The organism is Neorhizobium vignae (genome assembly GCF_000732195.1).
GTDB classification, from domain to species: Bacteria; Pseudomonadota; Alphaproteobacteria; order Rhizobiales; family Rhizobiaceae; genus Neorhizobium; species Neorhizobium vignae.
Map to the genome: position 1 here is coordinate 80,822 of NZ_JNNU01000002.1, position 26,475 is coordinate 107,296.

At 61.7% G+C, this 26,475-nt stretch carries 29 protein-coding genes and 2 pseudogenes; 20 read left to right on the forward strand and 11 right to left on the reverse strand.

What is annotated here, in order from left to right; all coding sequences use genetic code 11:
• The first annotated feature begins 19 nt into the window (after nucleotides 1-19).
• Nucleotides 20-799, forward strand: a complete 780-nt coding sequence (locus tag GQ59_RS00505; RefSeq protein WP_037076239.1) for a glycosyltransferase family 25 protein — start codon at nucleotides 20-22, stop codon at nucleotides 797-799.
• 29 nt (nucleotides 800-828) lie between these two features.
• Here the strand turns inward: GQ59_RS00505 and GQ59_RS00510 are convergent, their stop codons facing one another.
• Complete coding sequence (locus tag GQ59_RS00510; RefSeq protein ID WP_037076242.1) at nucleotides 829-1,296, reverse strand: Lrp/AsnC family transcriptional regulator; 468 nt, start codon at nucleotides 1,294-1,296, stop codon at nucleotides 829-831.
• A gap of 234 nt (nucleotides 1,297-1,530) precedes the next feature.
• Between GQ59_RS00510 and trxB the strand changes: the two genes are divergently transcribed.
• From trxB to GQ59_RS00530, 4 genes are all read left to right on the forward strand, one after another.
• On the forward strand, nucleotides 1,531-2,505 hold the full coding sequence (trxB, locus tag GQ59_RS00515; protein ID WP_037076245.1) for a thioredoxin-disulfide reductase: 975 nt from the start codon (nucleotides 1,531-1,533) through the stop codon (nucleotides 2,503-2,505).
• 15 nt (nucleotides 2,506-2,520) lie between these two features.
• Nucleotides 2,521-3,417, forward strand: a complete 897-nt coding sequence (locus tag GQ59_RS00520; RefSeq protein WP_037077994.1) for a LysR family transcriptional regulator VtlR — start codon at nucleotides 2,521-2,523, stop codon at nucleotides 3,415-3,417.
• 616 nt (nucleotides 3,418-4,033) lie between these two features.
• Nucleotides 4,034-4,330 (forward strand): ArsR/SmtB family transcription factor, encoded by a 297-nt coding sequence (locus GQ59_RS00525; RefSeq protein ID WP_037076249.1) that lies wholly within the window; start codon nucleotides 4,034-4,036, stop codon nucleotides 4,328-4,330.
• 40 nt (nucleotides 4,331-4,370) lie between these two features.
• On the forward strand, nucleotides 4,371-5,492 hold the full coding sequence (locus GQ59_RS00530) for an alkene reductase (protein ID WP_037076252.1): 1,122 nt from the start codon (nucleotides 4,371-4,373) through the stop codon (nucleotides 5,490-5,492).
• A gap of 104 nt (nucleotides 5,493-5,596) precedes the next feature.
• On the opposite strand, the pseudogene GQ59_RS33365 reads toward GQ59_RS00530, so the two are convergent.
• Together GQ59_RS33365 and GQ59_RS00535 are read right to left on the reverse strand one after the other, a co-directional pair.
• A pseudogene (locus GQ59_RS33365) lies at nucleotides 5,597-5,728 on the reverse strand (methyl-accepting chemotaxis protein); the annotation flags it as partial.
• A complete protein-coding gene (locus GQ59_RS00535) occupies nucleotides 5,728-5,991 on the reverse strand; it encodes a DUF2188 domain-containing protein (RefSeq protein ID WP_037076254.1) in 264 nt (87 codons plus the stop codon). The pseudogene GQ59_RS33365 and the gene GQ59_RS00535, both read right to left, overlap by 1 nt.
• A 233-nt stretch (nucleotides 5,992-6,224) precedes the next feature.
• Here GQ59_RS00535 and GQ59_RS00540 point away from each other — a divergent pair, with 233 nt between their 5' ends.
• From GQ59_RS00540 to GQ59_RS00555, 4 genes are all read left to right on the forward strand, one after another.
• Nucleotides 6,225-7,328 carry a calcium:cation antiporter gene (locus tag GQ59_RS00540; RefSeq protein WP_037076256.1) on the forward strand — a complete coding sequence of 368 codons (1,104 nt, stop codon included), beginning with the start codon at nucleotides 6,225-6,227 and terminating at the stop codon, nucleotides 7,326-7,328.
• Nucleotides 7,329-7,496: 168 nt separating this feature from the next.
• Entirely contained in the window at nucleotides 7,497-8,615 is a 1,119-nt protein-coding gene (locus GQ59_RS00545) for a 5-methyltetrahydropteroyltriglutamate--homocysteine S-methyltransferase (protein WP_037076257.1), read from the forward strand.
• Between the two features lie 106 nt (nucleotides 8,616-8,721).
• Complete coding sequence (locus GQ59_RS00550; protein ID WP_037076258.1) at nucleotides 8,722-9,144, forward strand: DUF3597 domain-containing protein; 423 nt, start codon at nucleotides 8,722-8,724, stop codon at nucleotides 9,142-9,144.
• 209 nt (nucleotides 9,145-9,353) lie between these two features.
• Nucleotides 9,354-10,580: a PQQ-dependent sugar dehydrogenase gene (locus GQ59_RS00555; protein ID WP_037076259.1), complete on the forward strand. Its 1,227-nt coding sequence runs from the start codon at nucleotides 9,354-9,356 to the stop codon at nucleotides 10,578-10,580.
• A gap of 40 nt (nucleotides 10,581-10,620) precedes the next feature.
• On the opposite strand, the pseudogene GQ59_RS00560 reads toward GQ59_RS00555, so the two are convergent.
• Nucleotides 10,621-10,866, reverse strand: a pseudogene (locus GQ59_RS00560) (type II toxin-antitoxin system VapC family toxin); the annotation flags it as partial.
• Nucleotides 10,867-10,947: 81 nt separating this feature from the next.
• Complete coding sequence (locus GQ59_RS00565) at nucleotides 10,948-12,150, reverse strand: pyridoxal phosphate-dependent aminotransferase (protein WP_037076262.1); 1,203 nt, start codon at nucleotides 12,148-12,150, stop codon at nucleotides 10,948-10,950.
• A gap of 216 nt (nucleotides 12,151-12,366) precedes the next feature.
• On the opposite strand from GQ59_RS00565, the gene GQ59_RS00570 reads away from it, so the two are divergent.
• Together GQ59_RS00570 and GQ59_RS00575 are read left to right on the forward strand one after the other, a co-directional pair.
• On the forward strand, nucleotides 12,367-13,317 hold the full coding sequence (locus GQ59_RS00570) for an EAL domain-containing protein (RefSeq protein WP_037076265.1): 951 nt from the start codon (nucleotides 12,367-12,369) through the stop codon (nucleotides 13,315-13,317).
• Nucleotides 13,318-13,847: 530 nt separating this feature from the next.
• Nucleotides 13,848-14,063, forward strand: coding sequence for a cold-shock protein (locus GQ59_RS00575; RefSeq protein ID WP_003494703.1), 216 nt, complete (start codon nucleotides 13,848-13,850; stop codon nucleotides 14,061-14,063).
• A gap of 54 nt (nucleotides 14,064-14,117) precedes the next feature.
• Here GQ59_RS00575 and GQ59_RS00580 read toward each other — a convergent pair whose 3' ends face one another.
• Nucleotides 14,118-14,795 (reverse strand): MBL fold metallo-hydrolase, encoded by a 678-nt coding sequence (locus GQ59_RS00580; protein WP_037076269.1) that lies wholly within the window; start codon nucleotides 14,793-14,795, stop codon nucleotides 14,118-14,120.
• Nucleotides 14,796-14,865: 70 nt separating this feature from the next.
• Entirely contained in the window at nucleotides 14,866-15,087 is a 222-nt protein-coding gene (locus tag GQ59_RS00585; protein WP_037076273.1) for a hypothetical protein, read from the reverse strand.
• 168 nt (nucleotides 15,088-15,255) lie between these two features.
• On the opposite strand from GQ59_RS00585, the gene GQ59_RS00590 reads away from it, so the two are divergent.
• The 5 genes from GQ59_RS00590 to GQ59_RS00610 all read left to right on the forward strand — a co-directional run bounded on the left by GQ59_RS00590 (nucleotide 15,256) and on the right by GQ59_RS00610 (nucleotide 19,336).
• The gene (locus tag GQ59_RS00590; protein ID WP_046603875.1) at nucleotides 15,256-15,888 is read left to right on the forward strand and encodes a DUF1236 domain-containing protein; all 633 of its coding nucleotides are present in this window, start codon (nucleotides 15,256-15,258) and stop codon (nucleotides 15,886-15,888) included.
• A 245-nt stretch (nucleotides 15,889-16,133) separates the two neighbouring features.
• Nucleotides 16,134-16,610: a MarR family winged helix-turn-helix transcriptional regulator gene (locus tag GQ59_RS00595; protein ID WP_152564212.1), complete on the forward strand. Its 477-nt coding sequence runs from the start codon at nucleotides 16,134-16,136 to the stop codon at nucleotides 16,608-16,610.
• 14 nt (nucleotides 16,611-16,624) lie between these two features.
• Nucleotides 16,625-17,323, forward strand: coding sequence for a response regulator (locus tag GQ59_RS00600; RefSeq protein ID WP_007758087.1), 699 nt, complete (start codon nucleotides 16,625-16,627; stop codon nucleotides 17,321-17,323).
• A 32-nt stretch (nucleotides 17,324-17,355) separates the two neighbouring features.
• Nucleotides 17,356-18,735: an ATP-binding protein gene (locus tag GQ59_RS00605; protein ID WP_037076279.1), complete on the forward strand. Its 1,380-nt coding sequence runs from the start codon at nucleotides 17,356-17,358 to the stop codon at nucleotides 18,733-18,735.
• Nucleotides 18,736-18,754: 19 nt separating this feature from the next.
• Entirely contained in the window at nucleotides 18,755-19,336 is a 582-nt protein-coding gene (locus GQ59_RS00610) for a DUF1349 domain-containing protein (protein WP_037076282.1), read from the forward strand.
• A gap of 45 nt (nucleotides 19,337-19,381) precedes the next feature.
• Here the strand turns inward: GQ59_RS00610 and GQ59_RS00615 are convergent, their stop codons facing one another.
• From GQ59_RS00615 to GQ59_RS00630, 4 genes are all read right to left on the reverse strand, one after another.
• Complete coding sequence (locus GQ59_RS00615; protein ID WP_037076285.1) at nucleotides 19,382-19,723, reverse strand: tRNA-binding protein; 342 nt, start codon at nucleotides 19,721-19,723, stop codon at nucleotides 19,382-19,384.
• 10 nt (nucleotides 19,724-19,733) lie between these two features.
• Nucleotides 19,734-20,552 carry a pyrroline-5-carboxylate reductase gene (gene proC, locus GQ59_RS00620; RefSeq protein ID WP_037078002.1) on the reverse strand — a complete coding sequence of 273 codons (819 nt, stop codon included), beginning with the start codon at nucleotides 20,550-20,552 and terminating at the stop codon, nucleotides 19,734-19,736.
• Nucleotides 20,552-21,052, reverse strand: a complete 501-nt coding sequence (locus GQ59_RS00625; protein WP_037076288.1) for a type III secretion system chaperone family protein — start codon at nucleotides 21,050-21,052, stop codon at nucleotides 20,552-20,554. The genes proC and GQ59_RS00625 overlap by 1 nt, the downstream gene beginning before the upstream one ends.
• A gap of 862 nt (nucleotides 21,053-21,914) precedes the next feature.
• Nucleotides 21,915-22,169, reverse strand: coding sequence for an accessory factor UbiK family protein (locus GQ59_RS00630; protein ID WP_037076291.1), 255 nt, complete (start codon nucleotides 22,167-22,169; stop codon nucleotides 21,915-21,917).
• Nucleotides 22,170-22,402: 233 nt separating this feature from the next.
• Between GQ59_RS00630 and lgt the strand changes: the two genes are divergently transcribed.
• The 4 genes from lgt (at nucleotide 22,403) to GQ59_RS00650 (ending at nucleotide 26,422) form a co-directional block, all read left to right on the forward strand.
• Nucleotides 22,403-23,227 carry a prolipoprotein diacylglyceryl transferase gene (gene lgt, locus GQ59_RS00635; RefSeq protein WP_037078006.1) on the forward strand — a complete coding sequence of 275 codons (825 nt, stop codon included), beginning with the start codon at nucleotides 22,403-22,405 and terminating at the stop codon, nucleotides 23,225-23,227.
• A gap of 13 nt (nucleotides 23,228-23,240) precedes the next feature.
• On the forward strand, nucleotides 23,241-24,341 hold the full coding sequence (locus GQ59_RS00640; RefSeq protein WP_037076292.1) for a class I SAM-dependent methyltransferase: 1,101 nt from the start codon (nucleotides 23,241-23,243) through the stop codon (nucleotides 24,339-24,341).
• 133 nt (nucleotides 24,342-24,474) lie between these two features.
• Complete coding sequence (pgeF, locus tag GQ59_RS00645; protein WP_037076294.1) at nucleotides 24,475-25,269, forward strand: peptidoglycan editing factor PgeF; 795 nt, start codon at nucleotides 24,475-24,477, stop codon at nucleotides 25,267-25,269.
• A 1-nt stretch (nucleotide 25,270) separates the two neighbouring features.
• A complete protein-coding gene (locus GQ59_RS00650; protein WP_037076297.1) occupies nucleotides 25,271-26,422 on the forward strand; it encodes a M24 family metallopeptidase in 1,152 nt (383 codons plus the stop codon).
• Nucleotides 26,423-26,475 lie beyond the last annotated feature (53 nt).

Here is a 26,475-nt window from a genome sequence, read left to right on the forward strand (position 1 = left end):
CGTGCCGGAAAAGGGTAAAATGCAATCGCTTGAGACCTATGTCATCAATCTGGATGGCAGCAATGACCGCCTGCAGACCATCAGCGACCGTCTTTCAACCTTCGGCGTCCCCTTCGAGCGGATCTCCGCCGTCGACGGCCGCAAGTTCGACCTCGCGACGATCCCGGACTACGACGCCGAACGCGCCGAGAGCTATATGGGCCGCACGCTGGTCGGCGGCGAGATCGGCTGTTACCGCAGCCACCTGAAGGTCGCCGAACATTTCCTGAAGTCCGACGCCCGTTATGCGCTGGTGCTGGAAGACGACGCACTGCCGCTCTGCAATCCGGTCGAACTGCTCGAAGCGGCCCTCCCCGATCTTGAAAAGGTGGACCCCGACTGGCGGCTGATCAATATCGGCAACAACAAGCTGAAGATCGCCACCCCCCTCTCCCGCTACGGCATCGGCGGCCACGATTGCGAACTGGTCGCCGCCCACTATTTCCCGATGACGACGAGCGCCATCGTCTGGTCGCGCGAAGGCGCCCGGCTCTTCATCAAGGAGCACAAAAAGATGTTCGCGCCGGTCGACAATTATTTCCGCCACTGGCTGACCCGCACCGGCCACGGCTACTCCTTCTGGCCCTCGCCCGTCACCACGACGGATGCGGCAAGCGAAATCCTCGCGAGTTCCGGCCGCGCCAGAAAAACCAACAAGCGGAAGTGGTTCTATGCGCTCGCCAAGCAGCGCCGCCTGATGGAAGACAAGCTGATCGCCTTCATTCACAAGATGCGGTTTCGGCCTGCCGGGAGCAAGTGACGAAACGCCGCCGCTCGCGGCGGCGCGCTTCAGATCTCGACCAGGCCCAGCTGTTTGACCTGCCGGATAGTCAGCATGGTGCGCACCGTGTCCACATGCTGGTCGGCGGTCAGCACCTCGATGACGAAGTCCTGGAAGACGGTGAGATTCTGGGCAGCACAGCGCAGCAGGAAATCGCTGTCGCCGTTGACCATCCAGGCCTCGCGTACCATTGGCCATTGCTGCACCTTCGCCGCGAAGGCCTTCAGGTCCGCATCCGACTGCCGTTTCAGCCCGACCATGCAGAAGGCGACGAGATCGACGCCGAGTTTCGGGGCGCTGAGCAGCGCGTGATAACCTTCGATGATGCCGGCTTCCTCGAGCTTGCGCACCCGGCGCAGGCAGGGCGGCGCCGAAATGCCGACGCGTTCCGCGAGCTCGACATTGGTCATGCGCCCGTCGCGCTGCAATTCCCTCAGGATTTTTAGGTCGATGGCATCAAGATCGGCGCGAAGCACTTAGGTCCCCTTCGTTCTGCAGTGCTTTTATCGCAAGCGGGATTTTACGCAACAATATGTCTCCATGAGACGGCCCGCCGTTCCCATGCCAACTGATCTGTTGTTAGTGCAAGGCTGCCCTTGCATTGCTGCATGGATCGATCTTACATGGCGCTTCTATAGCGGCAGACCGGATATCGACCACCTATATGAGGGGCAACGAAACGTCGACCGGTCTTTGAAAGGAAATTGTCCATGTCCTCCCGTCACACCGAGGTCCTGATCATCGGCTCCGGCCCGGCTGGCTATACGGCCGCCATCTATGCGGCGCGCGCCATGCTGAAACCGGTTCTGATCGCCGGCATGGAACAGGGCGGCCAGTTGATGATCACCACGGATGTCGAGAACTATCCGGGCTTCGGCGATCCGATCCAGGGCCCCTGGCTGATGGAACAGATGCTGAAGCAGGCGACCCATGTGGGCGCCGAGATCGTCAACGATCTCGTCACCGAAGTCGAGCTCAACCATCGCCCCTTCACGGTGCGCACAGATTCCGGCCAGGTCTGGACCGCCGAGACGCTGATCATCTCGACCGGCGCCAAGGCGAAATGGCTCGGCATCGAAACCGAACAGCAGTTCCAGGGCTTTGGCGTCTCCGCCTGCGCCACCTGCGACGGCTTCTTCTATCGCAACAAGGACGTAATCGTGGTCGGCGGCGGCAATTCGGCCGTCGAGGAAGCGCTCTACCTGTCGAATATCGCCAAGTCGGTGACGGTCGTGCATCGCCGCGACAGTTTCCGCTCGGAAAAAATTCTGCAGGAACGCCTTTTCCAGCGCCCGAATGTCAACGTGCTTTGGAACACCGAAATCGCCGAAATCACCGGCAAGCCCGCCAAGGCGCCGATGCCGCCCTCCGTCGAGGGCGTCAGGCTGCGCAACACCCAGACGGGTGCGGTGACCGATTTCCCGATCCATGGCGTCTTCGTGGCGATCGGCCATGCGCCGGCGACAGAACTGTTCCAGGGCAAATTGAAGATGAAGCCGAACGGCTATCTCTGGACCGCTCCGGATTCGACCGCCACCGACGTGCCCGGCGTATTTGCCGCCGGCGACGTGACGGACGATACCTTCCGCCAGGCGATCACCGCCGCCGGCATGGGCTGCATGGCAGCGCTCGAGGCCGAACGTTATCTTTCCGGCATCCAGCCGGTTGCCATAGCCGCGGAGTGACGTTGAACGATGGGTGTGCCGCTCGACTGGGATAAACTGCGCATTTTCCACGCGGCGGCGGAGGCGGGATCCTTCACCCATGCAGCCGACAAGCTGCATCTTTCCCAGTCGGCGATCAGCCGCCAGGTCAGCGCGCTCGAGCAGGATGTCGGGGTAAAGCTCTTCCACCGCCACGCACGCGGCCTGATTCTCACCGAACAGGGCGAACTTCTCTATCGCACCGCCCACGACGTGCTCCTGAAGCTCGAAACCGTGAAGATGCAGCTCACCGAGACGACGGAAAAGCCGTCCGGCAAGCTGCGTGTGACGACGACCGTCGGCCTCGGCCAGGGCTGGCTCACCGACAAGGTGCAGGAATTCCTGCAGCTCTATCCGGAAATGTCGATCCAGTTGATCCTCGACAACGAGGAAGTGGACGTCAATATGCGCCATGCGGACTGCGCCATCCGGCTTCGTCAGCCGGTGCAGTCCGACCTCATCCAGCGCAAGCTCTTCACCGTCCACATGCACGTCTATGCGGCTCCCTCCTACATCAACCGTTACGGCGAGCCGCAATCCGTCGAGGATCTCGACCACCATCGCATCATCACCTTCGGGGAGCCGGCGCCGAACTACCTGCTCGACGTGAACTGGCTGGAATATGCCGGCCGGTCATCGGACAATACCCGCACGCCGCATCTGCAGATCAACAGCCAGACCTCGATCAAGCGCGCCTGCCTGCTGGGAATCGGAATTGCCTGCCTGCCGGATTATATCGTCGGCCGCGATCCGGGGCTGATTCAGCTGGCCATCAATGCCGACATCCCGTCCTTCGACACCTATTTCTGCTATCCGGATGAAATGAAGAACGCCGCGAAGCTGAAAGTCTTCCGCGATTTCGTGGTCGGCAAGGCCCGCAACTGGAGTTTCTGACCGGCACAGGTCCGGGACGAATGCCGTGAGAAACCCTATATCCTCGGGGATTTCACGGGTTCTGCGGCCGCCTGATATGTAACCACTGAGCGCATCAAATTAGAGCGTTGCACCTCACGCATGGCTGTCCTGCACAAAAGAGTATTGTTCACTGCACAAAAAACCACCATATCGCACACAGCTGATGCACATGGCGGCTTTTCCTCCCAGTTCCGCCGCAGCAGCTGTTCCCCTCTGGAGGTTTTTTGACCTTCACACTTATAGGGCCCTGGAGCGATCCAGTGGCCCTCTTTTTTTGCGCTGAATTCTGTCGCGGCTCACTCACCGGTTTCCGCCGTCACAATCCCCGTCAAAACTTCTGTTCAATATCCCAGCCATACCCTTGTCGAGCGAAACCCGCCTCCCCATATTGAGTTTAGCTGGCGCGCTTCGGCGACGTCCCTGTCGTCTGTGCCGGCTGTTCCCCTCTGGAGGTTTTGACCTTCACAATTATTGGGCCTCGGAGCGATCCGGCGGCCCATTTTTTTTACAATCTCCCGTTTCCCCGCAAATCGCTCCCTTTAAATCGTCTTCCGGCGATCTATATATCGAGAAGCTCCGATATTGGATCCTCATCATGGACAAGACGGAAATTCTGAAAGCGCTGGCGCATCCGGTCCGGGTCGAATTCCTGGAATGGATGAAGGAGCCGGAACGTCATTTTTGCGATCAGGCGCAGCCGCTCGAAATGGGCATCTGCGCCGGCCAGTTCGAAAAACGCTGCGGCCTCTCCCAATCCACGGTCTCGGCGCATCTTTCGACGCTCGAGAAAGCCCGCCTGGTGAAAATCGACCGGGTCGGCCAATGGGCATTCTACCGCCGCGATGAAAAAACCATCGCGGCTTTCCTCGACGATCTCAGGTCGACCCTCTGATCCCCCTGCCTCTCCTCCCAACAGCATAAGGAATTTTCCTATGGCCAGCATTTTTGATCCGACCAGGTTCGGTGATATCGAACTCGCCAACCGCGTCGTCATGGCTCCCCTGACGCGCAACCGCTCGCCGAAGGCGATCCCCAACGATCTCAACGTCACCTATTACGAACAGCGCGCCACCGCCGGGCTAATCGTCACCGAAGGCACGCCGGTCAGCCACCAGGGCCAGGGTTATGCGGACGTACCGGGCCTTTATCTGCCGCAAGCGATCGAAGGCTGGAAGAAGGTGACGGATGCCGTCCACCGCAAGGGCGGCAAGATCGTCACGCAGATCTGGCATGTCGGCCGCGTCTCGCACGTCTCGCTGCAGCCGAACGGCGGCGCTCCGGTTGCTCCCTCGGCCATTCCGGCCGGCGGCAAGACCTATATCACCAATCCGGATGGCAGCGGTGCCTTCGTCGATACGTCCGCTCCCCGCGCGCTCGAACATTCGGAAATCGCCGGAATCGTTAGCGACTTCGCCAAGGGAGCCCGCGCCGCGATCGACGCCGGTTTCGACGGTATCGAAATCCACGGCGCCAACGGCTATCTGATCGACCAGTTCCTGAAGTCGGGCGCCAACCAGCGCACGGACGAATACGGCGGCTCGATCGAGAACCGGGCACGGTTCCTGGTGGAAGTCGTCGATGCGGTGACCAAGGAAATCGGCGCCGGTCGCGTCGGAATCCGCCTGTCGCCGGTAACACCGGCTAACGGCGTCAGCGATCCCGATCCGCAGGCTGTCTTCAACCATGTCGTCGAGCAGCTCGGACCGCGCGGCCTCTCCTTCATCCACGTGATCGAAGGTGCCACCGGCGGTGACCGCGCCTTTTTCCAGGGCGACAAGCCCTTCGACTATCAGGAACTGAAGAGCATCTATCGCAAGGCAGGCGGCACCGGCGGCTGGCTGGTCAACAACGGGTACGACCGCGAAAGCGCCATCGAAGCCGTCGAAAGCGGTTATGCCGATGCGGTTGCCTTCGGCAAGCTCTTCCTCGCCAACCCGGATCTCGTCCAGCGCTTCCGGGACAACGCGCCGCTCAACGAAGCCGACAAGTCCACCTTCTACGGCGGTGGCGCCAAGGGCTATACCGACTACCCGGTGCTCGAAGCAGTCGCCTGATCGAAACAGAGAAGGGGCCGCTCCCGCAGGCGGCCCCTTCTCTTGCTGCCTACATGGCCATCTTCATGGATATCACGGCTGAGCCGCTCTATGTGTCGTGCCGAAAGTTGAGACGAGCTCGCCACGTCTCCAGTCGACGTCCGAACAAGGGCCTTGATTTCCTTGGCGGCCTGCGCGGAGCGCTGCGCCAGCTCCTGCGCCACAACGGCAAATCCCTTGCCCGCGGCTGACGCTTTCAGTGGGTGGTCGATCCCTCGTCGCCATCCATGACCTCGGCCTCGGGCCGGTCGCCACCCTCGCTGTATTCGGTGTGCCAGATGCCCTTTTCGTCCTGCCAGCTGATCTCTTCTGCATCCCCGCCGACCTGCTGTTCGGCCGCGACGATGCGCGCCGCCTGCAAGGCGTCGGAATGGCTGGGAAAAGTTTCGGAATAGACGTCGCCCTGGCGATAGGCCCAGCCGCCGTCATGCGGCACGACTTTATAGGTAACCTTGGTCATACTCCCTCCTGTCTTTTACGGCTGCCTCGATCCATTCGGATCCTTGTCCTGTCGCGGCATCGGGGTGAGAAATTGAAAAAGGTGCCACGAAGTTCCAAGCCACATCGCAAATCACGTCACAAATTATGGCATCAAAGGCCGCCGACCGCAAATCCTCGAGGCGAAAACGGAACCTTGCTTGATGCCGCAGGTTGCCGCCTTGGATTGTCGCGGACCAAGATCAGGAGTGGAATGTGGGTTTGTTGTCCCTGCTGAAGCTGGAAAGATTTCTTATCCTCGGGCTTGCCGCAGGCTTCGTCGCCTATTCCGCCGAACATTCCCTGCACGCGGCCGGCAAAACGGCTTCGCTGATCGCCGCCGTCATCCTGATCGGCATCATCATCCTCGCCTCCACCCGCGTCGCCCACCATGCCGAAATGCTCGCCCACAAGGTTGGCGACCCCTACGGTACGATGATCCTGACGCTGTCGGCGGTGGCGGTCGAGGTGCTGATCCTCGCCATCATGATGGGCAATACCACCTCGCCCACCCTTGTGCGCGACACGATCTATGCGGCGGTCATGCTGGACATCAACGGCATCCTCGGCCTCGCCGCCCTGCTCGGCGGCCTGCGTCATGGCGAGCAGCCCTATAACGACGATTCCAGCCGCACCTACAGCGTGATGATCCTGACGGCCATGGGCATTTCCATGATCGTCCCGGAATTCATCCCTGGCGATCGCTGGCACTATTATTCCGCCTTCACGATCTGCGCGATGATCGCGCTTTATGCGGTCTTCCTGAAAATGCAGGTCGGCCCGCACAGCTATTTCTTCAGCTACAGCTATCCGCGCGCCAAGCCTGCAACCGGCAGCCAGAAACCGCAAGAGGAAGCCGAGCACCAATCCGCCGCGATCTCCATCGGCGTCATCCTTGTCGGCGTCCTGATCATCGGCTTCCTCGCCGAATCCATGTCCACGCTCATGAACGCCGGGCTGGAGGGCAGCGGCGCGCCGCTGACCCTGATGGCGGTCGTGGTCGCAGCGATTTCCGCAGCGCCCGAAATCCTGACGGCACTGCGCGCGGCACTGCGCAACCGCATGCAGTCCGTCGTCAACATCGCCATGGGAGCCTCGCTCTCGACCGTCATCCTCACGGTTCCCGTGATGGAAAGCATCGCGCTCTACAGCGGCCAGCCCTTCGTGATGGCCATGACCCCGGTGCAGACGGTCATGGTCGCGATCACCCTCGTCGTCGCCGCGATCAACCTCAACGACGGCCAGACGAATGCCATCGAAGGCATGACCCATTTCGTTCTCTTTGCGACATTCGTGATGCTGACCGCCCTTGGTCTGTAGGCGAAAAGGATTCCGGATCAAAGACTTGCGCGCGAGAACGGAATCGGATCGGGAAGAGGTTGAATCAATGTCTGAAATATGGTCGTGTCCGCCGCGGCGAGGCCGGCTTACCGCCGGTCGTCCAGCGTCTGGCGCGGCCCCCGTGTTGCGCATGAAGGAGATTTTCAAATGTCTACACCTCCCTACAGAGCCGACCATGTCGGTTCGCTGCTGCGTCCCGCTTCCGTCAAGGACGCCCGCAAGAAATTCTACGAAGACAAGAGCATTTCCGCCGAGGAACTGAAGGCCGTCGAAGACGAAGGCATCAAGGACCTCATCAAGCTGCAGGAAAGCGTCGGCCTGAAGGTCGTGACCGACGGCGAAGCCCGTCGCCACTTCTGGCACTACGATTTCATGGGCCTGCTCGACGGCCTGGAATTCGTCACCCGCGAAGCCCACAAGGGCGTCACCTTCCACGGCGTCAAGCTGCCGCCGACCTTCCCGACCATCAACGGCAAGCTCGACTTCCCCGACGATCACCCGCATCTGGAACACTTCAAGTTCCTCGCCGCCAACACCAAGGTGACGCCGAAGATCTCCATCCCCGGCCCGAGCGTCGCGCATTACCGCACCGCCCGCGCCGACGTGACCTATCCGGAATACCAGGATCCCGAAGCGCTCTTCGCAGCTCTCGCCCGTACCTATGCCAAGGCCGTGCAGAAGTTCTACGAGGCCGGCTGCCGTTATCTGCAGATGGACGATATCTATTTCGCCTATCTCGGCGACGAGAAGCAGCGCGCCATGAAGCGCGAGGAAGGCTACGATCCGGACTGGCTGATCCAGAAGTATGCTGAGACCATGCACGAAGCGATCAAGGACCGCCCGAAGGATATGCTGATCGGCATGCATATGTGCCGCGGCAACTTCCGCTCCACCTGGGCGGCCGAAGGCGGCTACGATGCGGCGGCCGACGCGATCTTCAACAAGACCGGCGTCGACATGTTCTTCATGGAATACGACACCGAGCGTTCCGGCGGTCTGCAGCCGCTGAGCCTGCTCCCAAAGGGTTCGAAGCAGCGCGTCTATCCGGGCTTCATCACCACCAAGACCGGTGAGCTCGAAACCCTCGACAGCCTGCGCCGCCACTTCGACGAAGCCTCCAAGTTCGTCGATATCGACCAGCTCGGCATCGCGCCGCAATGCGGCTTCGCCTCGACCGAAGAAGGCAACTCGATCACCGAGGACGACCAGAAGCGCAAGCTCGAACTCGTCGTTAAGACCGCCGAAGCCATCTGGGGCACGGCCTGATCTGATATTCGTGGGCCGCGGGTCGAATAACCCGCGGCCGCCACTTGAGAAATCATTGTTCTAGCTTAGGTTCCTATTCGGATTTAACCCGAGGGAGACTGCAACAATGGGTATTTTCGACAAGATCAAGAATGCGATTTGGGGCGCGGATGAAACAGCACCGGCAGCCGAACCTCTGAAACCGGCCGCTCCGGTTTCGGCGTCCGCCGCTCCGGCGTCCAATCCGACGCCCATCCCTTCGGCAACGCCGTCGGCCCCCTCCTCCGCCACGCCCATCGACATCACCCCGATCCTCGACGCCGCCGTCAAGAAGAGTGGCCAGAAGCTCGATTGGCGCAAGTCGATCGTCGACCTGATGAAGGCGCTCGATCTCGATTCCAGCCTTGCGGCCCGCAAGGAACTGGCCGCCGAGCTGCACTATACCGGCGATACCAACGACTCCGCGACGATGAACGTCTGGCTCCACAAGGCGCTGATGAAAAAGCTCGCCGAAAACGGCGGCAAGGTTCCGGCTGACCTCGCCGACTGATCCCCAACTTCGTCCGAACGCACGAAGCCCGCTTTCGCCGGCGGGCTTTTGTTTGCGACCACTCGATAAAATAATCTTGAACGAACCGTGTTCGGCGCTTGCCGATGAACGCCCTAGATGAAGGCCATTGCCAGATACTCTTTCGCCGCGTGCGGGAGTGTCGTTTCAGGCCTTGGCGGTGAATGCCGCCCATTGAAAGGGAGTCCATGATGAAACGCCTCAGCCTTCTCGTGACCGGTTCGGCCCTCTCGCTTGCCGTGTTGACCGGCCCCGTTCCTGCTCAGAACGCCGGTCAACCCGCAGAAACCAAAGCGCCGAACGCCCGTGACCAGAAACCCGCCTTCGCCAACCAGACGCGCGCTCCGCAGCCGACCCGGGTGCCGAAGATCGCGCAGGAAGTGGTCGCCGACGACCTGCCGCATCTCTGGGCTATGGAGTTCCTGCCCGATGGCCGGATGCTGGTGACGGCCAAGCAGGGCGCCATGCACATCATCTCGGACGAAGGCGAGGCCGGGCCGAAAATCGAGGGCGTACCGAACGTGCTTTCCGGCGGCCAGGGTGGCCTGCTCGACGTGGCGCTTGCCCCGGACTTTGCGACCTCCGGCACGATCTTCTTTTCCTTCTCCGAACAACGCGAGGACGGCAATGGTACATCGGTCGCTTCGGCCCGGCTGGTTCCGGACGCCCAAGGCGGCGGCAGGCTGGAAAATCTCAAAATCATCTTCCGTCAGATGCCGAGCTATGACGGCAACAAGCATTTCGGCTCGCGCCTCGTCTTCGGCCCGAGCAACGAACTTTACGTGACCGTCGGCGAGCGTTCCGATCCACAGCAGCGCGAACAGGCCCAGGACATCGCGAGCGGTCTCGGTAAGATCTTTCGCATCGATGTGAACGGCAAGGCCCTGCCCGACAATCCGTTCGTCAATCGGCAGGGCGCCCGGCCGGAAATCTGGTCGCTCGGCCACCGCAACCTGCAGTCCGCCACCCTCGACGGACAGGGCCGTCTCTGGACCGTCGAGCACGGACCGCGCGGCGGCGACGAACTGAACCGCCCGGAAGCCGGCAAGAATTACGGCTGGCCGGAGGTCACCTACGGGATCGACTATAGCGGCAGGCCGATCGGCAAGGGCATCACCGCCATGAAGGAGACGGAACAGCCGGTCTATTTCTGGGACCCGGTCATCGCCCCGTCCGGCATGGCCTATTATGACGGCGACGCCATCCCGGAATGGAAGAACTCCTTCCTGATCGGCGGCCTCGTCGCCCAGGGCATCGTGGTCGTCCACATGGACGGCGACAAGGTGGCCTATGAGGAACGCGTACCGCTCGGCGCCCGTATCCGCGACGTCAAGGTCGGCCCCGACGGCGCCGTCTATGCCGTCACCGAACAGCGCGGCGGCGGGGAATCGACGATCGTAAAACTGACCAAGAGCTGATGGGGGCAACTCGGCGGGCAGCGCTCCACCGCCCCCTCGCCTAGAATTTGAATGCGAGGTGATGTCCGACAAGCGCCCGGTCGATCGTCACCAGCTGCAGCCCTTCGACCTGGCATTGCGCCAGCAGAAGCCGGTCGAAGGGGTCGCGTGTTTCCAGCTCCGGCTCCGCGGCGGTGATGACATGCGGGATATCGATGCGCAGGATGGTGAGGCCCGCGCCTTCCAGAACGATCTGCATGTCTTCAAGCGGCACGCCCGGATCAAGCTTTCCTAGGCGGGACTTGATGTTGCTGCCATCGTCAACGCGAGTGCACGAAACAAAAAGCCCGCCGTCACCGGCGGGCTTCGTGCAGAAATCTGCCGGAGCTTACTTGCAGTTGGCGCAGAAGCGCTGGATGCGCTTGCAGGCTTCTTCGAGCTGTTCTTCCGAAGCCGCATAGGAAATGCGGAAGTTGGGGCCGAGGCCGAAGGCCGAACCGTGGACGACGGCAACGCCTTCGGTTTCCAGAAGCTCCGTGACGAAATCCTCGTCGGTCTCCATGACCTTGCCCGAGGGCGCGGTCTTGCCGATCAGGCCAGCGCAGGACGGGTAGACATAGAAGGCGCCTTCAGGGGACGGGCAGACGATGCCCTTCGCCTGGTTGAGCATCGAGACCACCAGGTCGCGGCGGGCTTCGAAGATCTTCTTGTTGGCCGGGATGAAGTCCTGCGGACCGTTGAGCGCCTCGACCGAAGCCCACTGGGCGATCGTGCAGGCGCCCGACGTCTGCTGGCCCTGGATCATGTCCATCGCCTTGATCAGTTCGAGCGGGCCGGCCGCATAACCGATACGCCAGCCGGTCATCGCATAGGCCTTGGAAACCCCGTTCATCGTCAGCGTCCGGTTGTAGAGCTTCGGCTCCACTTCCGCCGGCGAGACGAACTTGAAGTCGCCGTAGGTCAGGTGCTCGTACATGTCGTCGGTCAACACCCAGACATGCTCGTGCTTGACGAGCACGTCGGTCAGAGCCTTGAGCTCGTCATGGGTATAGGCGGCACCCGACGGGTTGGACGGCGAGTTGAACAGGAACCACTTGGTCTTCGGCGTGATCGCCTTTTCGAGATCGGCGGCGGTCACCTTGAAGTTGTTTTCCTGGCTCGCCTTGATGATAACCGAAGTGCCGCCGCAGATGGCGACCATCTCCGGATAGGAAACCCAGTAGGGCGCGGTGATGATCACTTCATCGCCTGGATTGAGCGTCGCCATGAAGGCGTTGAAAAGAATCTGCTTTCCGCCGGTGCCGACGATCGTCTGGGCCGGGGTGTAGTCGAGATTGTTCTCGCGCTTGAACTTCCGGGCGATCGCCTCGCGAAGCTGCGGAATGCCGGATACCGGCGGATATTTGGTCTCGCCGCGATTGATCGCGTCGATGGCGGCTTTCTTGATGTTTTCCGGCGTATCGAAGTCCGGCTCGCCTGCGCCGAGCCCGATCACGTCGCGGCCCTTTGCTTTCAGGTCGCGGGCTTTCTGGGAAACGGCGATGGTGGCAGAGGGCTTTACGCGGGAAAGTGCGTCGGCAAGAAAGGCCATAATCTTCGTCCTGAAGAGCTGTTGAACACGGCGGCATCGCGCGCCGAAAACCGCCCGTACGCTCTATGTCTAAACTATTACGCCGTTTCAAGCACAAAGCTTGAATGTGAGCCATGAAAGAAGCTGATTAAAACCTTCGAAACCTTGTTTACAGCCGCGTAACCCTTGGCTGCTACAACCAGGAGGGATGGATAACGGAAATCGACGGGCACGGGCATGACGCCGAGAAGCATCTTCGCCAATCTGGTTCGCAGCGACAATGGGTCGTTCTCCACCGTCTACGGTCCTTTCCTGCTGCAATCCGCGCTGCAGCCGATCTTTCGTTCAGGCCCGGAAACCGGCCTTGAAATCGAAGCTTTCGAGGGCCTGCTGCGTGCCTCCCGCGATGGCGAACCGGTCTCGCCGGGCGAGTTCTTTCCGCTCGTTTCACCGGTCGACATGGCCGATGTCGACAGCATCCTGCGCACCATTCACATCTTGAACACCGGCCGGCTTCACCGGTCCCGCGCCGGGATCTTCGTCAAGTTCCATCCCGGCCTCTTCCGCACGCCCCAGGAAATGCGCCAGGAAGTGGATCGTATCAAGGTCGCCAGCCACGAGGCCGGCCTGGCGCCCGATCGGATCGTCTGCGAAATCTCCGAAAGATCCGGCGCGTCCGACGACATTGTCGTCGCCTTCACCGAGCACATGCAGGCGGTCGGCTTCCGCATTGCGATCGACGACTATGGCGCCCGCGATTCCGATCTCGACCGTCTGAAGCGCATCAAGCCGGACTACGTGAAATTCGAGGCCGCATGGGTGCGCGACTTCCTCGACAATTCCGCCGGTTACGCGTTGCTGCGCGTCATCGTCCGGCAGATGCTCGACGATGGTATCGAGCCGATCTTCGAAGGACTCGAAGAGCTTTGGCAGGTGGATCTCTGCGAAGAGCTCGGCGTGCCGCTGATGCAGGGTTATGCCCTGGCGCGGCCCGAACTCGCCCCGACGACATTCAACGAAAGCTTTCCGGAAAGCCTGGCCGACTTCGCGCCGATCCAGGCAACCGGCAATGAAATCCCGCTCGGCGCCAGCCGGGCCGCGACAACCCTACCTCCTCCGGCCCTGGCCAAACCGGTATTCGCAAGGCCTGCCCGCGCTTTTGGCCGCCGCCAATCCAGCGGCGAGTAAGTACCAGGAACCGTAGATTTCACGCTGCGGATGGGTATCGCTGTCATCTCAATATCGGCGCGGAACGCACTCCGACCCTCATTCAGGGACGTGAGCGACAAAAAATTTTCTTTTCGCGTCATTTGCGCCAAAACGGCACAGAAGACCGTTAGGAAAGCATTGCCGGCGATGGAATCGCTTTGCCGCACCCTCGGGGAAGGCTCAAAACCCGCATTTTCCGGGGGTTCCCGCGATTTACAATTTGCCATTGTGGCGACAATTCAAAAAACTTTTTCTTGCCAATTTTCGATAAACACAGCACTCTGTGCAAGTTCGGGCAATTTACGAGCATGGGAAGACCTATAATGACGCGCTCCGAAGGCGCTAAGACTTCGGGCGGTAGGCCGGGGGCGGAGATTTCAAAGCAATTCCTGCCGGTCATCGCGGTAAAGACAGGGACCCTTTCTTAAAGCTGCCTGCCGCCGCCCTTCGGGGCTACACTGTGATGCTGTCCGCCGCTGAACACGGACAGAGAGAAAAGGACCTGCTGCATGGCCGAGACTGGCACTGTAAAATTCTTCAATACCGACAAAGGCTTCGGCTTTATCAAGCCTGACAATGGTGGCGCCGATATCTTTGTGCATATCTCTGCCGTACAGGCTTCTGGCTTGTCCGGATTGTCTGAAAACCAGAAAGTAAGCTTCGACACGGAACCGGATCGTCGCGGCAAAGGCCCCAAGGCCGTCAATCTGCAGATCGCCGGCTAAGCCTTTAGAGGCCTGCCATTTCGAGTTGAAGCCCGGCAGAGATGCCGGGTTTTTTTAAACCGAGGTGTGTTGCGGCTTCGATCCGCCGAGGCCGCGCAGGAATGGATTTGTGCGCCGTTCGTCGCCGATCCGGCTACCCGGTCCGTGGCCGCAGATGAAACCGACTTCGTCCCCGAGTGGCAGAACCTTGTCGCGGATCGAAGCGAGCAGCGTGTCGTGATCCCCGCCCGGCAGGTCCGTGCGCCCGATCGAGCCGTTGAACAGCACGTCGCCGAGATGCGCGAAACCCTGGGCACGGTTGTAATAGATCACATGTCCGGGCGCATGTCCGGGGCAATGGAAGATCTCGAAGACATGCTCGCCGAACGAAACCTTGTCTCCTTCGTTGAGCCAGCGGTCCGGCACGACGTTGCGCACCTCCATCTTGACCCCGAATTTTTCCGCCTGCGTCTCCAGCCGCTGCAGCAGCGGCAGATCCGCCTCATGAGGGCCGATCACCGGGATGCCAAGCGCCTCGCGCAACTCGTCGGCACCGCCGGCATGGTCGATATGCCCGTGCGTCAGCCAGATTTCCTTCAGAGTGACGCCATTTTCCCTGATGACCTCAAGGATGGTCGGCACGTCGCCGCCCGGATCGACGATGACGCCCTGCTTCGTCTCCTCGTCGAAGAGGATCGTGCAGTTCTGCTGGAATGGCGTAACCGGAATGATACCGGCCTGTAACTTGCCCATGATGCCTCGGCCTGAACGATGATGCTTGCCGGGATATACCGCTAAACGGAAGGCATTTCAGCCGAAAAGATCAGTTCGAGGCGAGGGTCGTGTAATGCGCGTTGGCGGAAACCGGCGGCGCGAGCGATACCGTGGCGATCAGGAATGCCGCAATCGCGAGCTTCAGCACGAAAACGGTCACCAGCACGCTTCTGAGCGGATTGGCCGCGCCGGATGTTTCCATCCTGATCGGCGGCAGTGCGCTGAAGGTCTGGGCGGTGAAGGTCTGGGCGGTCGCGGTCGGGTTCGTCATGAGTTTCTCCGGTGCTTATGGCGTGATCAATGAGTTGGCGGCACAAAGGTTCCGTATCCCCATTCTAGCTGTGGCACCCCCGCCACAGCTTGCAGAATCCGCCCGCATTCGGCGGAACCACCGGGACATGCGGGTGTTACCCTGCCAGTCAACATGAGGAGAAAATCCATGACGACTTGGTTGAAATGCCCGGAATTGAAGTGGCTTGGCCTCGGCGCCGTCCTTTCGGCGCTCGCCTTGCCCGCCCAGGCGCAGATGACCACCACCACCGCCTCGGACATTATCGTCCGCTCCGGTCCCGGCCAGAACTATCCGGAGATCGGGATGGCCACCCGCGGCAGCCCCGCCATGATGGACGGTTGCCTCCAGGGTAGCAAATGGTGCCGCATCGACGTCAACGGCATGCGCGGCTGGGTCTATGCCGAGTACCTGACGATCCGCCACAACGGCTCGGCGGTCGCGGTCGAGGAATACCGCACCCAGTATGAAGTCCCGTCCGTCACCTATGAAACGACCGCAAGCGTCGCTCCACCCGCTGCCGTTCCGGGTCCGGGGGATGTCCTGCTCGGCCCGGTCGGTGCGGTCGAGGCCGTCGAACCGCCGGAAACCGTCATCAGCTACATCGAGGAGCACCCGGTCCGGCCGGTCTATGTCCGCAACGAGGTGGCGATCGGCGCGACGTTGCCCCCCGAGGTCGTGATCCAGCAAGTGCCGGACTACGATTACGATTACGTGGTCGTCAACGACCGCCCGGTTCTTGTCGATCCCGGCACCCGCCGTATCGTCCACATCTACGATTGAGTTCCACCATGAAAGGGCGCTGTTCGGCAGCGCCCTTCTCCGTGGCTCGCAGCACCCCGCCCTCCCCAACAAATGCTGTTGATTGTTCAGCCTGATCGCGCTTTATGACGTGCGGCAGGTTACAGTGCGAGATCAGCAATAAGAGCTTCGGCCCCCAAGATCTTCGGACCCTGGGGCAAGCAGCCAAAAAGGGAAAGGAAACGCGAGTGTCGCGCGCATCGACGGGAAAAGCCGTCAAGAAGGTCATGCCGACAATGCCGGCAGTCGACGAAGCCCAGATCGACTTCGAGACCATCGAACTGCTTTTCTTCGCCTACCGTGATTTCGTGTCCGACCCGGATGCGATCCTCGCCAAGATCGGCATGGGCCGCGCCCACCACCGCGTCGTTTATTTCGTCTGCCGCCAGCCGGGCATGATGGTCACCGACCTGCTCGATACGCTGCAGATCACCAAGCAGAGCCTTGCGCGCGTTCTCAAGCAGCTGATCGAATCCGGCTATATACGCCAGATGGCCGGCGCCAAGGACCGCCGCCAGCGCAGGCTCTATCCGACCCTCGCAGGCCGTGAGCTGGCTCTCGCCCTTTCCGAGCCGCAATCGCGCCGTATCGCTCGCGCCATGGAGGATCTGACCCCCGACGCGCGGGCGTCGGTCAAGGACTTCCTGCGCAGCATGCGCGGCCGCGACGAAAGCCTCGAGCCTATCGACAGCGACTTGGATTAAGTGGGACCTTTGAGATGACGACACTGCCCCCTTCCGATGATGCACCTCACCTTCTCGTGGTCGACGACGACACGCGCATCCGCGATCTTCTGAACCGCTACCTGATGGAACAGGGGTTTCGCATCACCGTCGCGGGCGACGCCGCCGAAGCCCGCCGCAAGCTCGAGGGCCTGCATTTCGATCTCATCATTCTCGACGTGATGATGCCCGGAGAATCCGGCATTTCGCTCACCCAGTCGCTTTACCAGAAGAAGACGGTTCCGGTGATCCTGCTGACGGCGCGCGCCGAGTCTGAATCCCGCATCGCCGGCCTCGAAGCCGGCGCCGACGACTATCTGTCGAAACCCTTCGATCCGCGCGAACTGGTGCTGCGCATCAACAATATCCTGCGCCGCAGCACCTCGCCCGACACGCCGAAGATCGAGCAGATCATGTTCGGCCCCTTCACCTTCTCGATCCCGCGCAAGGAACTGCGCAAGGCCGCCGAAACCATCCGGCTGACCGATCGCGAACAGGAGATCATGCTGCTTTTCGCGCTGCGGGCCGGCGACACCATTCCCCGCCACGAGCTGATCGGCGACGATGCCGAGGTCGGCGAGCGCACGATCGACGTGCAGATCAACCGTTTGAGGCGTAAGATCGAAGAGGATCCGGCCAACCCCGTCTACCTCCAGACGGTGCGCGGTATCGGATACAGGCTGAGTATCGATTAGCCGGGAAGAGACCGGCACAGGCTGAAGGCAGGATGGCACTTTTCGACCCTCTCAAACGCGACATGGACCGGCTCACCTTGCCGGGCTGGCGCCCGATGACCCGCTGGCTGCGCCGCCGCCTGCCGACCGGCCTCTACACCCGTTCGCTTCTGATCGTCATCCTGCCGATGCTGCTGCTGCAGGGCATCGTCGCCTCCGTCTTCATGGAACGGCACTGGCGCATGGTGACCGAGCGCCTGTCGGAAGGCACCGTCCGTGACATCGCCGGCATTATCGAGGTGATCCAGGCCTACCCGCAGGACAGCAACTACGACGTGGTGAGCCGCATCGCCAATGACGCGCTGAACCTCACCATCGCCGTCGAGGAAAACGGCCAGCTGCCGCCGCCCCGCCCCCGCCCCTTCTTCGCCATTCTCGACGACATTCTCGCCGAACAGATCACCCGCCAGATCCAGATGCCCTTCTGGATCGACACGATCGGAGACAGCCGGCTTGTCGAGATCCGCATCAAGTTCGATACCAGGGTGCTGCGCGTCTTCGTCCGCCGCGGCTCCACCTATGCCTCCAACACCCATATCTTCCTCGTCTGGATGATCGGGGCGGCCGTCGTTCTGGTCATCATCTCCATCCTTTTCCTGCGCGGCCAGATCCGGCCGATCCTGACGCTCGCGCGTGCTGCCGAAAGCTTCGGCAAGGGACAGAAGACCGACGGTTTCGCTCCCCGCGGCGCTGACGAGATCCGCCGCGCCGGCCTTGCCTTCATCCAGATGCGCGAGCGCATCGAGCGCCAGATGGAACAGCGCACCGCCATGCTCGCCGGCATCAGCCACGACTTGAGGACCATCCTCACCCGCTTCAAGCTGCAGCTGGCGATTGCCGGCAACAAGCCGGAACTGGCCGGCATGAGCCAGGATGCCGACGACATGCAATCGATGCTGGAAGGTTATCTCGCCTTCGCCAAGGGCGAAGCGGAAGAAGATTTCGGCGAACTGCGGTTGAGCGAGCTGCTTGAAAAGCTCCGGTCGGAATTCGCGCTGCACGGCAAGACCATGACCTATGAGATCGACGGCGAGGACGAGATCGCGGTGCGGCCGAATGCCTTCGCCCGGCTGGTCGGCAACCTCGTGTCCAACAGCGAGCGCTACGCCAAGACCCTCCATGTGGATGCACGGCATAGCGCCAAGTGGCTGACGCTGACGCTCGACGACGACGGTCCGGGCATTCCGCCGCAGTCTCGTGAGGACGTCTTCAAGCCGTTCTACCGCCTGGACGAGGCCCGCAACCTTAACGCCTCCGGCACCGGCCTCGGCCTTGCGATCGCCCGCGACATCGCCCGCGCCCATGGCGGCAACGTCACGCTCGCCGACAGCCCCCGCGGCGGTTTGCGCGCCATCGTGCGCGTCCCCGCCTGATCATTCTTTCGAGGAACCGATGCCGATCGATCTTTCCCACATGACCTGGCTGAACCCGCCGCCGGAAAGCCGCGAGGAGAATGGCAGTCTGGTCGCCCGCTCCGGCTTCAAGACCGACTTCTGGCAGGGCACCTATTACGGATTTCACCGCGACAGTGGCCACTTCCTCCATAGGGCCCGAAGCGGCGACTTCACCGCCGAAACCTCCTTCGTCGGCCGCTACGAGGCGCTCTACGACCAGGCAGGCCTGATGATCCGCCATAACGAAAAACACTGGATGAAATGCGGTGTCGAATTCACCGACGGCGCCCCCCATTTCAGCGTGGTGGTGACCAACGGCCACTCCGACTGGTCCGCCTTCCGCCTCACCGACGATTTCGAGGAAATCTCCGTCCGCGTCACCCGCATGGGCGACGCCCTCTTCGTCCAGTACCGAACCGACACGCAGCCGGACTGGCGAATGGCGCGGCTCGCGTTCTTCCCACCCGAGCTCGCCGACCTCTCCGTCGGCATGACCTTCTGCTCGCCGCAGCGCGAAGGCTTCGAGGTGGAATTCCGGTCGTTCAACCTCACTGAGGTCGACAGCCGCGATATCCACTGACGATCCCACAGTCCATCAGACGGGTTGAGGCGCGCCGCCGCTCGGCTACATCAGCTTCCGGCCGTTCGGCACCGGCTGTTCGACGGCGGCAAGCACGATCGCGCCGTTCTCGTCCTCGAAGCCGAGGGTCAGCACTTCCGAGCGGAACGGCCCGATCTGCCTCGGCGGGAAGTTGACGACGCCGAGCACCTGCCGGCCGACAAGCGTTTCCGGCGTATAGTGCACGGTGATCTGCGCCGAGGATTTCTTGACGCCGATCTCCGGGCCGAAATCGATCTTCAGCTTGAAGGCCGGCTTGCGGGCTTCCGGAAACGGCTCGACCTCGATGATCGTGCCGACGCGGATATCGACGCGCTCGAAGTCGGAATAGGTAATCTCTTTAGCCATTCGAACTCACTCAGGCGCCGAGTTCTTCGGCTCTGTTGCGGGCGGCGGCGATCGCCTTGTCGAACAGCGGCTGCATGCCGTCCTCGGCCATCAGCACGGCAAGTGCCGCAGCGGTCGTGCCGTTCGGCGAGGTGACGTTCTGGCGTAGCCTGGAAGCGTCATCGGGGGACTGGTAGAGGAGCTCGCCAGCCCCCGAGACAGTTTCCCGCGCAAGCCGCATGGCGAGGTCCGCCGGCAGGCCTGCTTTCCGGCCCGCTTCCGCCATGCACTCCACGAGATAGAACACATAGGCCGGGCCGCTGCCGGAAACGGCGGTCACCGCATCGATATCCGCTTCGCTTGAAACCCATTCCACCGGCCCGCTGACCTTGAGCAGGGACTGGACCGCTTCGCGCTGGGCGTCGGTAACCTTTGGATTGGCATAGGCGCCGGTCACGCCGCGGCCGATCATTGCCGGCGTATTCGGCATGGCGCGCACCATGGCCGCCTCGCCGAGATGTTTTTCGAGATAGGCAAGCGTCTTGCCCGCGGCCACCGACACGACCACGGTATTCGAACCGACAACAGGCTTCAGGGGTGGCAGGACCGCATCCATGAGCTGCGGCTTGACGGCCAGAAACAGGATGTCGGCGGAAGCACCATCGGGCACCGACGCAAAATGACGCGCGCCGGCCTCCGACATCATCGTCTTCATGGCGTCCGAAGGCGACGGATCGATCACCGTCACGGACGCCCCGGGCACGCCCTTCTTCAGCCAGCCGGACAGCATGGCGCCGCCCATATTGCCGGCGCCGATCAGAATGATGGATCCCAAGTGATCCAAGGCCATCAGCATTCGCCCACGGTTTCGAACAGAACGGCTTCCATGGCGGCTTTCGCCTCCATGCCCGACCATACGACAAACTGGAACGCCTGGTAATAGGATTCACAGGCTTCGAGCGCGCTCGAAAGCAGCACTTCGACCTGCTGGTTGTTGGGTTCGGCGCCGCCGGCCAAAAGCAGCGACTGCCGGAAGATGACGACGTCTTCCTGGCGCCATACGTCGAAATGGCCCATCAGCACCTGGCCGTTGACGTGGCTCAGCAGGCGGATGACCTCATTGACGCGGACGTCGGGAATCTTGATGTCAAAAGCGCAGGCTAGATGCAGTGCTTCGAACTCCTCCATCCAGGAGAAGGAAACATGGTAGTCCGTCCAGCGGCCTTCCACGGTCATGGCGATTTCGTCTTCACCCGACCGTTCGAACGTCCAATCGTTCGAGGCAGCAACGAATTCGATCATATCGACCGGATTCGACTGGCGTTCGATTTCCATTTCCATAAGCGTCATGCGGCACCTTCTTGACCGGAATGAATGCGAATTCGTGCGGTAAAACGCCAAAAACACGCGAACAATAACCGGGAACAACACTGTCGATGATCGTCCGACACTTCCAGAATAACGCAGTCACCCTGTCTGGAGCTTACCAAGTCGTTTCGAATCATCCTTTAAAATCAGTGTACCTAGACGGAGTCCGGCTGCCAGCCCCTCCCTCGGTTTTTACATGGGCAAAACTCCAATCATGTTCGCAGCGGAGATCAGAACGGAGTCATAAGCGACTCTGGACACTGGCTTTTTTGAATGTGTCCACAGGGCATGATTTTTTTCGTTTCAACACCTGCGCCCGCGCCGAAAATCGGTTCGGCACGGTACGATCGGAGAGCCCACACGAATGCGGAACCTCAATAGATTTTAATAGGTGGCTCCGCATTCGCGTGGCCTTCGGCGTCTTGTCAGGGCTTCCGGCCCCTACAGGTGATCACCTCGCCTCGCTGCATGGCTTCGTTCACGATCTCCTTTCGGGAAATCCTGCCACTTGCACGGCTCAACCGAACCCAGCCCGGCGGCCAGGGGGAGGCTTGATAGGAAGGCTTGCCTTTAGCGCACCCTCCATGGCTTTCACCTCCCTGACCTTTCCTGCACGTTACAGGTCCAATCAGGGCGCCGGCCTCCGCCTGCCCGCGAACGTCTCGCGAAACACTCCGGCGACGGAAGCGGGAGGATTGTAGGCATGGGTTCAAAGGGCGGGGAAGGTATTGGGCAAGCCGCATTCCTCTCCCCTTGGGGAGAGCAAGAAAAATCAGGATCTTAGCCGACAATCTAAGTGTCGGATTTTCCGGGAAAGAGGGAGATCATCCCCGGGAAACGCAGATCACTGCCCCGAAAGCTTCGCTTCCAGCGCTTCGATCCGCGCCTTCAGCGCCTCGTTCTCGTCGCGCGCGCGGGCGGCCATTTCGCGGACGGCTTCGAATTCCTCGCGCTTGACCACATCCATATTGTTGAGAAACCGCTCGGCCTGGGCATGGAATGCCGTTTCGACCTCCTTGCGCACGCCCTGGGCAGCGCCGGCCGCATCGGTCATCAGCCGCGCGAAATCGTCGAGAATGCGGTTCGTGCCGGTTGCCATGGTTCTGAACTCCCATATCGTCTGGCCGGCAATCCGGGCCGGCGAATGTCCATAGGGATCAAGTAGGGCCTGTGGGTGCCGCTTGCAAGCATCATCCACCGTTCGCATCAGCACCGGCTTAGATTCACCTTGACCGCCGATGGCCGCAACGCCATGTTCCGGCCAATGCCGCTATCTGGGCCGTGAGCTGGGAACCCTGTAATTTGTACGAAGCGCTTCATCTTTTCGCTCTGATGCCTTTCCCGAATATCGATCCGGTGGCCTTCTCCATCGGCCCGCTGGCGGTCCATTGGTATGGGCTCGCCTATGTCGCCGGCATCATGCTCGGATGGTTTTATGCGCGTCGGCTGGCCGCGAACGGCTCGCTGTGGAAAGACGGCCAGTCGCCGATCACGGCCGCCCAGCTCGACGACTTCCTCGTCTGGGTCGCGGCTGGGATCGTGCTTGGCGGCCGCATCGGCTATATCCTGTTCTACGACATGGGGTCCGTGGCCGCGAACCCCATCCGCGCGATCGAGATCTGGAACGGCGGCATGTCCTTCCACGGAGGCTTCATCGGCGCCACGATCGCGATGATCATCTTCGCCCGCCGCAATGCCATTCCCGTCTGGAGTATGTTCGACACGGTCGCCGCCGTCGTGCCTTTCGGCCTGTTCTTCGGCCGCGTCGCCAATTTCATCAACGGCGAACTCTGGGGGCGCCTCAGCAGCGCACCCTGGGCCGTCGTCTTCCCGACCGGCGGCCCATTCTCGCGCCATCCGAGCCAGCTTTACGAAGCCGGCCTCGAAGGCATCGTGCTTCTGCTGGTCCTTGCCCTGCTGATCTTCCGGTTCAAGGCACTGAAGGTCCCGGGTACCATCGCCGGCACCTTCGTCATCGGCTACGCGCTCTGCCGCATCTTCGTGGAATTTTTCCGGGAGCCGGATGCGCAGCTCGGTTATCTGCTCGGCACCAATTGGCTGACCATGGGCATGGTGCTGTCTCTGCCGATGATCGCTGCGGGTGTCTGGGCCATTCTCCGTGCCCGCGCGGCGGTAACGTCCGCGGCGAAGGCCTGAGGGAGGCACGCCGTTGAGCACCCCCCTCACCGAAAAAATCAAGACCCTGATCCGCACCAACGGCCCGATCAGCGTGACCGACTATTTCGCGCTGTGCCTCGCCGATCCGGAATACGGTTATTATCGCACCCGCGAGCCTTTCGGCCGCCACGGTGATTTCATCACCGCGCCGGAGATCAGCCAGTTATTCGGCGAGATGGTCGGCGTCTTCATGGTCCATGCCTGGCAGCAGCATGGCACGCCGACCGGCGTCAGGCTGGTGGAGATCGGCCCCGGCCGCGGCACGATGATGGCCGACATGCTGCGGGTGATCAAACGCATCGCGCCCCGGTTTTTCGAAGACCTGCACGTGCATCTGGTCGAGACCAGCGAGCGCCTGCGCGGCGTCCAGCGCATCACGCTCGAGGCCTTCTCCACCAAGATCTCTTGGCACGACAGTTTCGAGGAAGTCCCCGAAGGATTTACGCTGATCGCCGCCAACGAATTGTTCGACGCGATCCCGATCCGCCAGTTCGTCAAGACACCGACCGGTTTTCGCGAACGCCTCGTCGGACTGACCGCCGAGGACGAACTCGGTTTTGCTGTAGGCATCGCCACGCTCGACCCGCAGCTGCTGCCCTCGCCCATAGCCGGCATTCCCGATGGCACGATCTTCGAACTTTCCCCCGCCCGACAGGCGGTGATGCTGACGCTGTGCGAACGCTTGCGGATCTTCGGCGGCACGGCCCTGATCATCGACTACGGCCATCTGGTCACCGGTTTCGGCGATACGCTGCAGGCGGTACGCCACCATGACTACGATCCCCCGCTCGAAAATCCCGGCGAAGCGGATCTCACCAGCCATGTCGACTTCGAGGACCTCGCGCGCATTGCCGTTTCCACGGGCGTTCACCTGAACGGCGGCCTGCGCCAGGGCGATTTCCTGTTCGGCCTCGGCCTTGCCGAGAGGGCGACCGCGCTTGCCAAGGACAAGGAACCCAGCGAGCAGCGCCTGATTGCCGCCGCCGTCGACCGGCTGGCCGGTGAAGGTGCCGGCAAGATGGGCGAACTCTTCAAGGTCATCGCGGTATCGAGCCCGGCATTGAAGCTGATGCCGTTTCGGGCGGTGGAGTAAACAGCGGCCGTCAATTCATCAATCGATTGACATCCGCCCTTTTCTTGCGCCACTCTCGCCCTAGATCGAAGCAGCGGGCAGGCCTTGAGAGAACGCCCAAAACCTCTTCAAATCAACGGGATAGACAACGCCGATGCAGGACATACCCTTGCCGGAGCCGATCGAGAGCCCCCTCTTGAACGACAGGGCCGGCGCCCGTATCCGCCACGGTTTCTTCACCCGCAAGGGCGGCGTTTCGGAAGGCCTCTATGCCGGTCTGAATGTCGGCGTCGGCTCGGACGATGACCGCGAAAAAGTGGTCGAGAATCGCACACGGGTCGCTGCCTGGTTCGGCCTGCCCCTCGAAAAGCTCGCGACCGTGCACCAGGTCCATTCGCCCGACGTCTTCGTGGTCGACGAGACCTATGCAGGCGAACGGCCGAAGGTCGACGCGATGGTGACGAGCGTGCCGGGCGTGGCGCTCGGGGTGCTCGCGGCCGATTGCGGCCCGATCCTGTTTGCCGACGGCGAGAATGGCGTGATCGGCGCTGCCCATGCCGGCTGGAAGGGTGCGTTGACCGGCGTGCTCGAGAACACCGTCGAGGCGATGATCTCCCTGGGTGCGGCGCGCGAGAACATCACCGCCGTCCTTGGCCCCTCGATCGGTCCGGCAAGTTACGAGGTCGGACCGGAATTCGTCGAACGGTTCCTGAGCTACGATCCCTCCTACGAGGCTTTCTTCACGCCGTCATCGAATGCGGGACATTCTATGTTCGACCTGCCGTCGCTGACCATCCGGCGGCTGGCAGCAGCAGGCGTAAGGGCCGAAAGCCTCGGTCTCGATACCTATCCGGATGCGGAACGGTTCTATTCCTACCGCCGCACCACCCATGCCAAAGAGCCGGATTACGGCCGCCAGATTTCAGCAATCGCACTTCGGGAGAATTGATATGGCCCTGCATTTCGAGAGGAGCGAATACGCCGACCGGCTGACGCGGCTGACGGAGAAGATGCGCGCCGACAAGCTGGATGCGCTTTTGATCTTCGCCCAGGAAAGCATGTACTGGCTGACCGGCTACGACACGTTCGGCTACTGCTTTTTCCAGACCCTGATCGTCAAGGCCGACGGGGCGATGACGCTGCTCACCCGCTCGGCCGACCTGCGCCAGGCCCGCCACACCTCGATCGTCGAGAACATCGTCGTCTGGGTGGACCGGGTGAATGCCGACCCCACACTCGACCTCAAGAACCTGTTGAGCGACATGGACCTTCTCGGCGCCAGGATCGGCGTCGAATACGATACCCACGGCATGACCGGCCGCGTCGCCCGCCTGCTCGACAACCAGCTCGCCACCTTCGGCCAGATCAGCGACGCCTCCTATCTGGTCAGCTCGCTGCGCCTCGTCAAAAGCCCGGCCGAAATCGCCTTTGCCCGCCGTGCCGCCGAGCTTGCCGACGACGCGCTCGACGCGGCGCTGCCGCTGATCAAAGCCGGCGGCGACGAGGCGGAAATCCTCGCCGCCATGCAGGGCGCCGTGTTTCTCGGCGGCGGCGATTATCCCGCCAACGAATTCATCATCGGCTCCGGCGCCGACGCGCTGCTCTGCCGCTACAAGGCCGGGCGCCGCAAGCTCGACGCGACCGACCAGCTGACGCTCGAATGGGCAGGTGCGGCCGCGCATTACCATGCGGCGATGATGCGCACGGTCATCGTCGGCGAGCCGTCGCCGCGCCACCGCGAGCTCCACAAGGCGTGCCTCGAAACCATCACCGCGATCGAGGAGGTTCTGCGCCCCGGTCAGACTTTCGGCGACGTCTTCGACACCCATGCCCGCATTCTCGACGAGCGCGGCCTGTCGCGCCATCGCCTCAACGCCTGCGGTTATTCGCTCGGGGCCCGTTTCTCGCCTTCCTGGATGGAGCACCAGATGTTCCACTTCGGCAATCCGCAGGAAATTCTGCCGGACATGACGCTGTTCGTGCACATGATCATCATGGATTCCGACAGCGGCGCCGCGATGACCCTCGGCCATACCTACCTGACGACCGAAGGCGATCCGCAGCCACTTTCCCGCCATGCTTTGGAGCTCATTCAGCGCTGAACGCTACGAAAATCAGGCAATTGACAGGTTGGGAACGCCAACCCTAAGCTCCG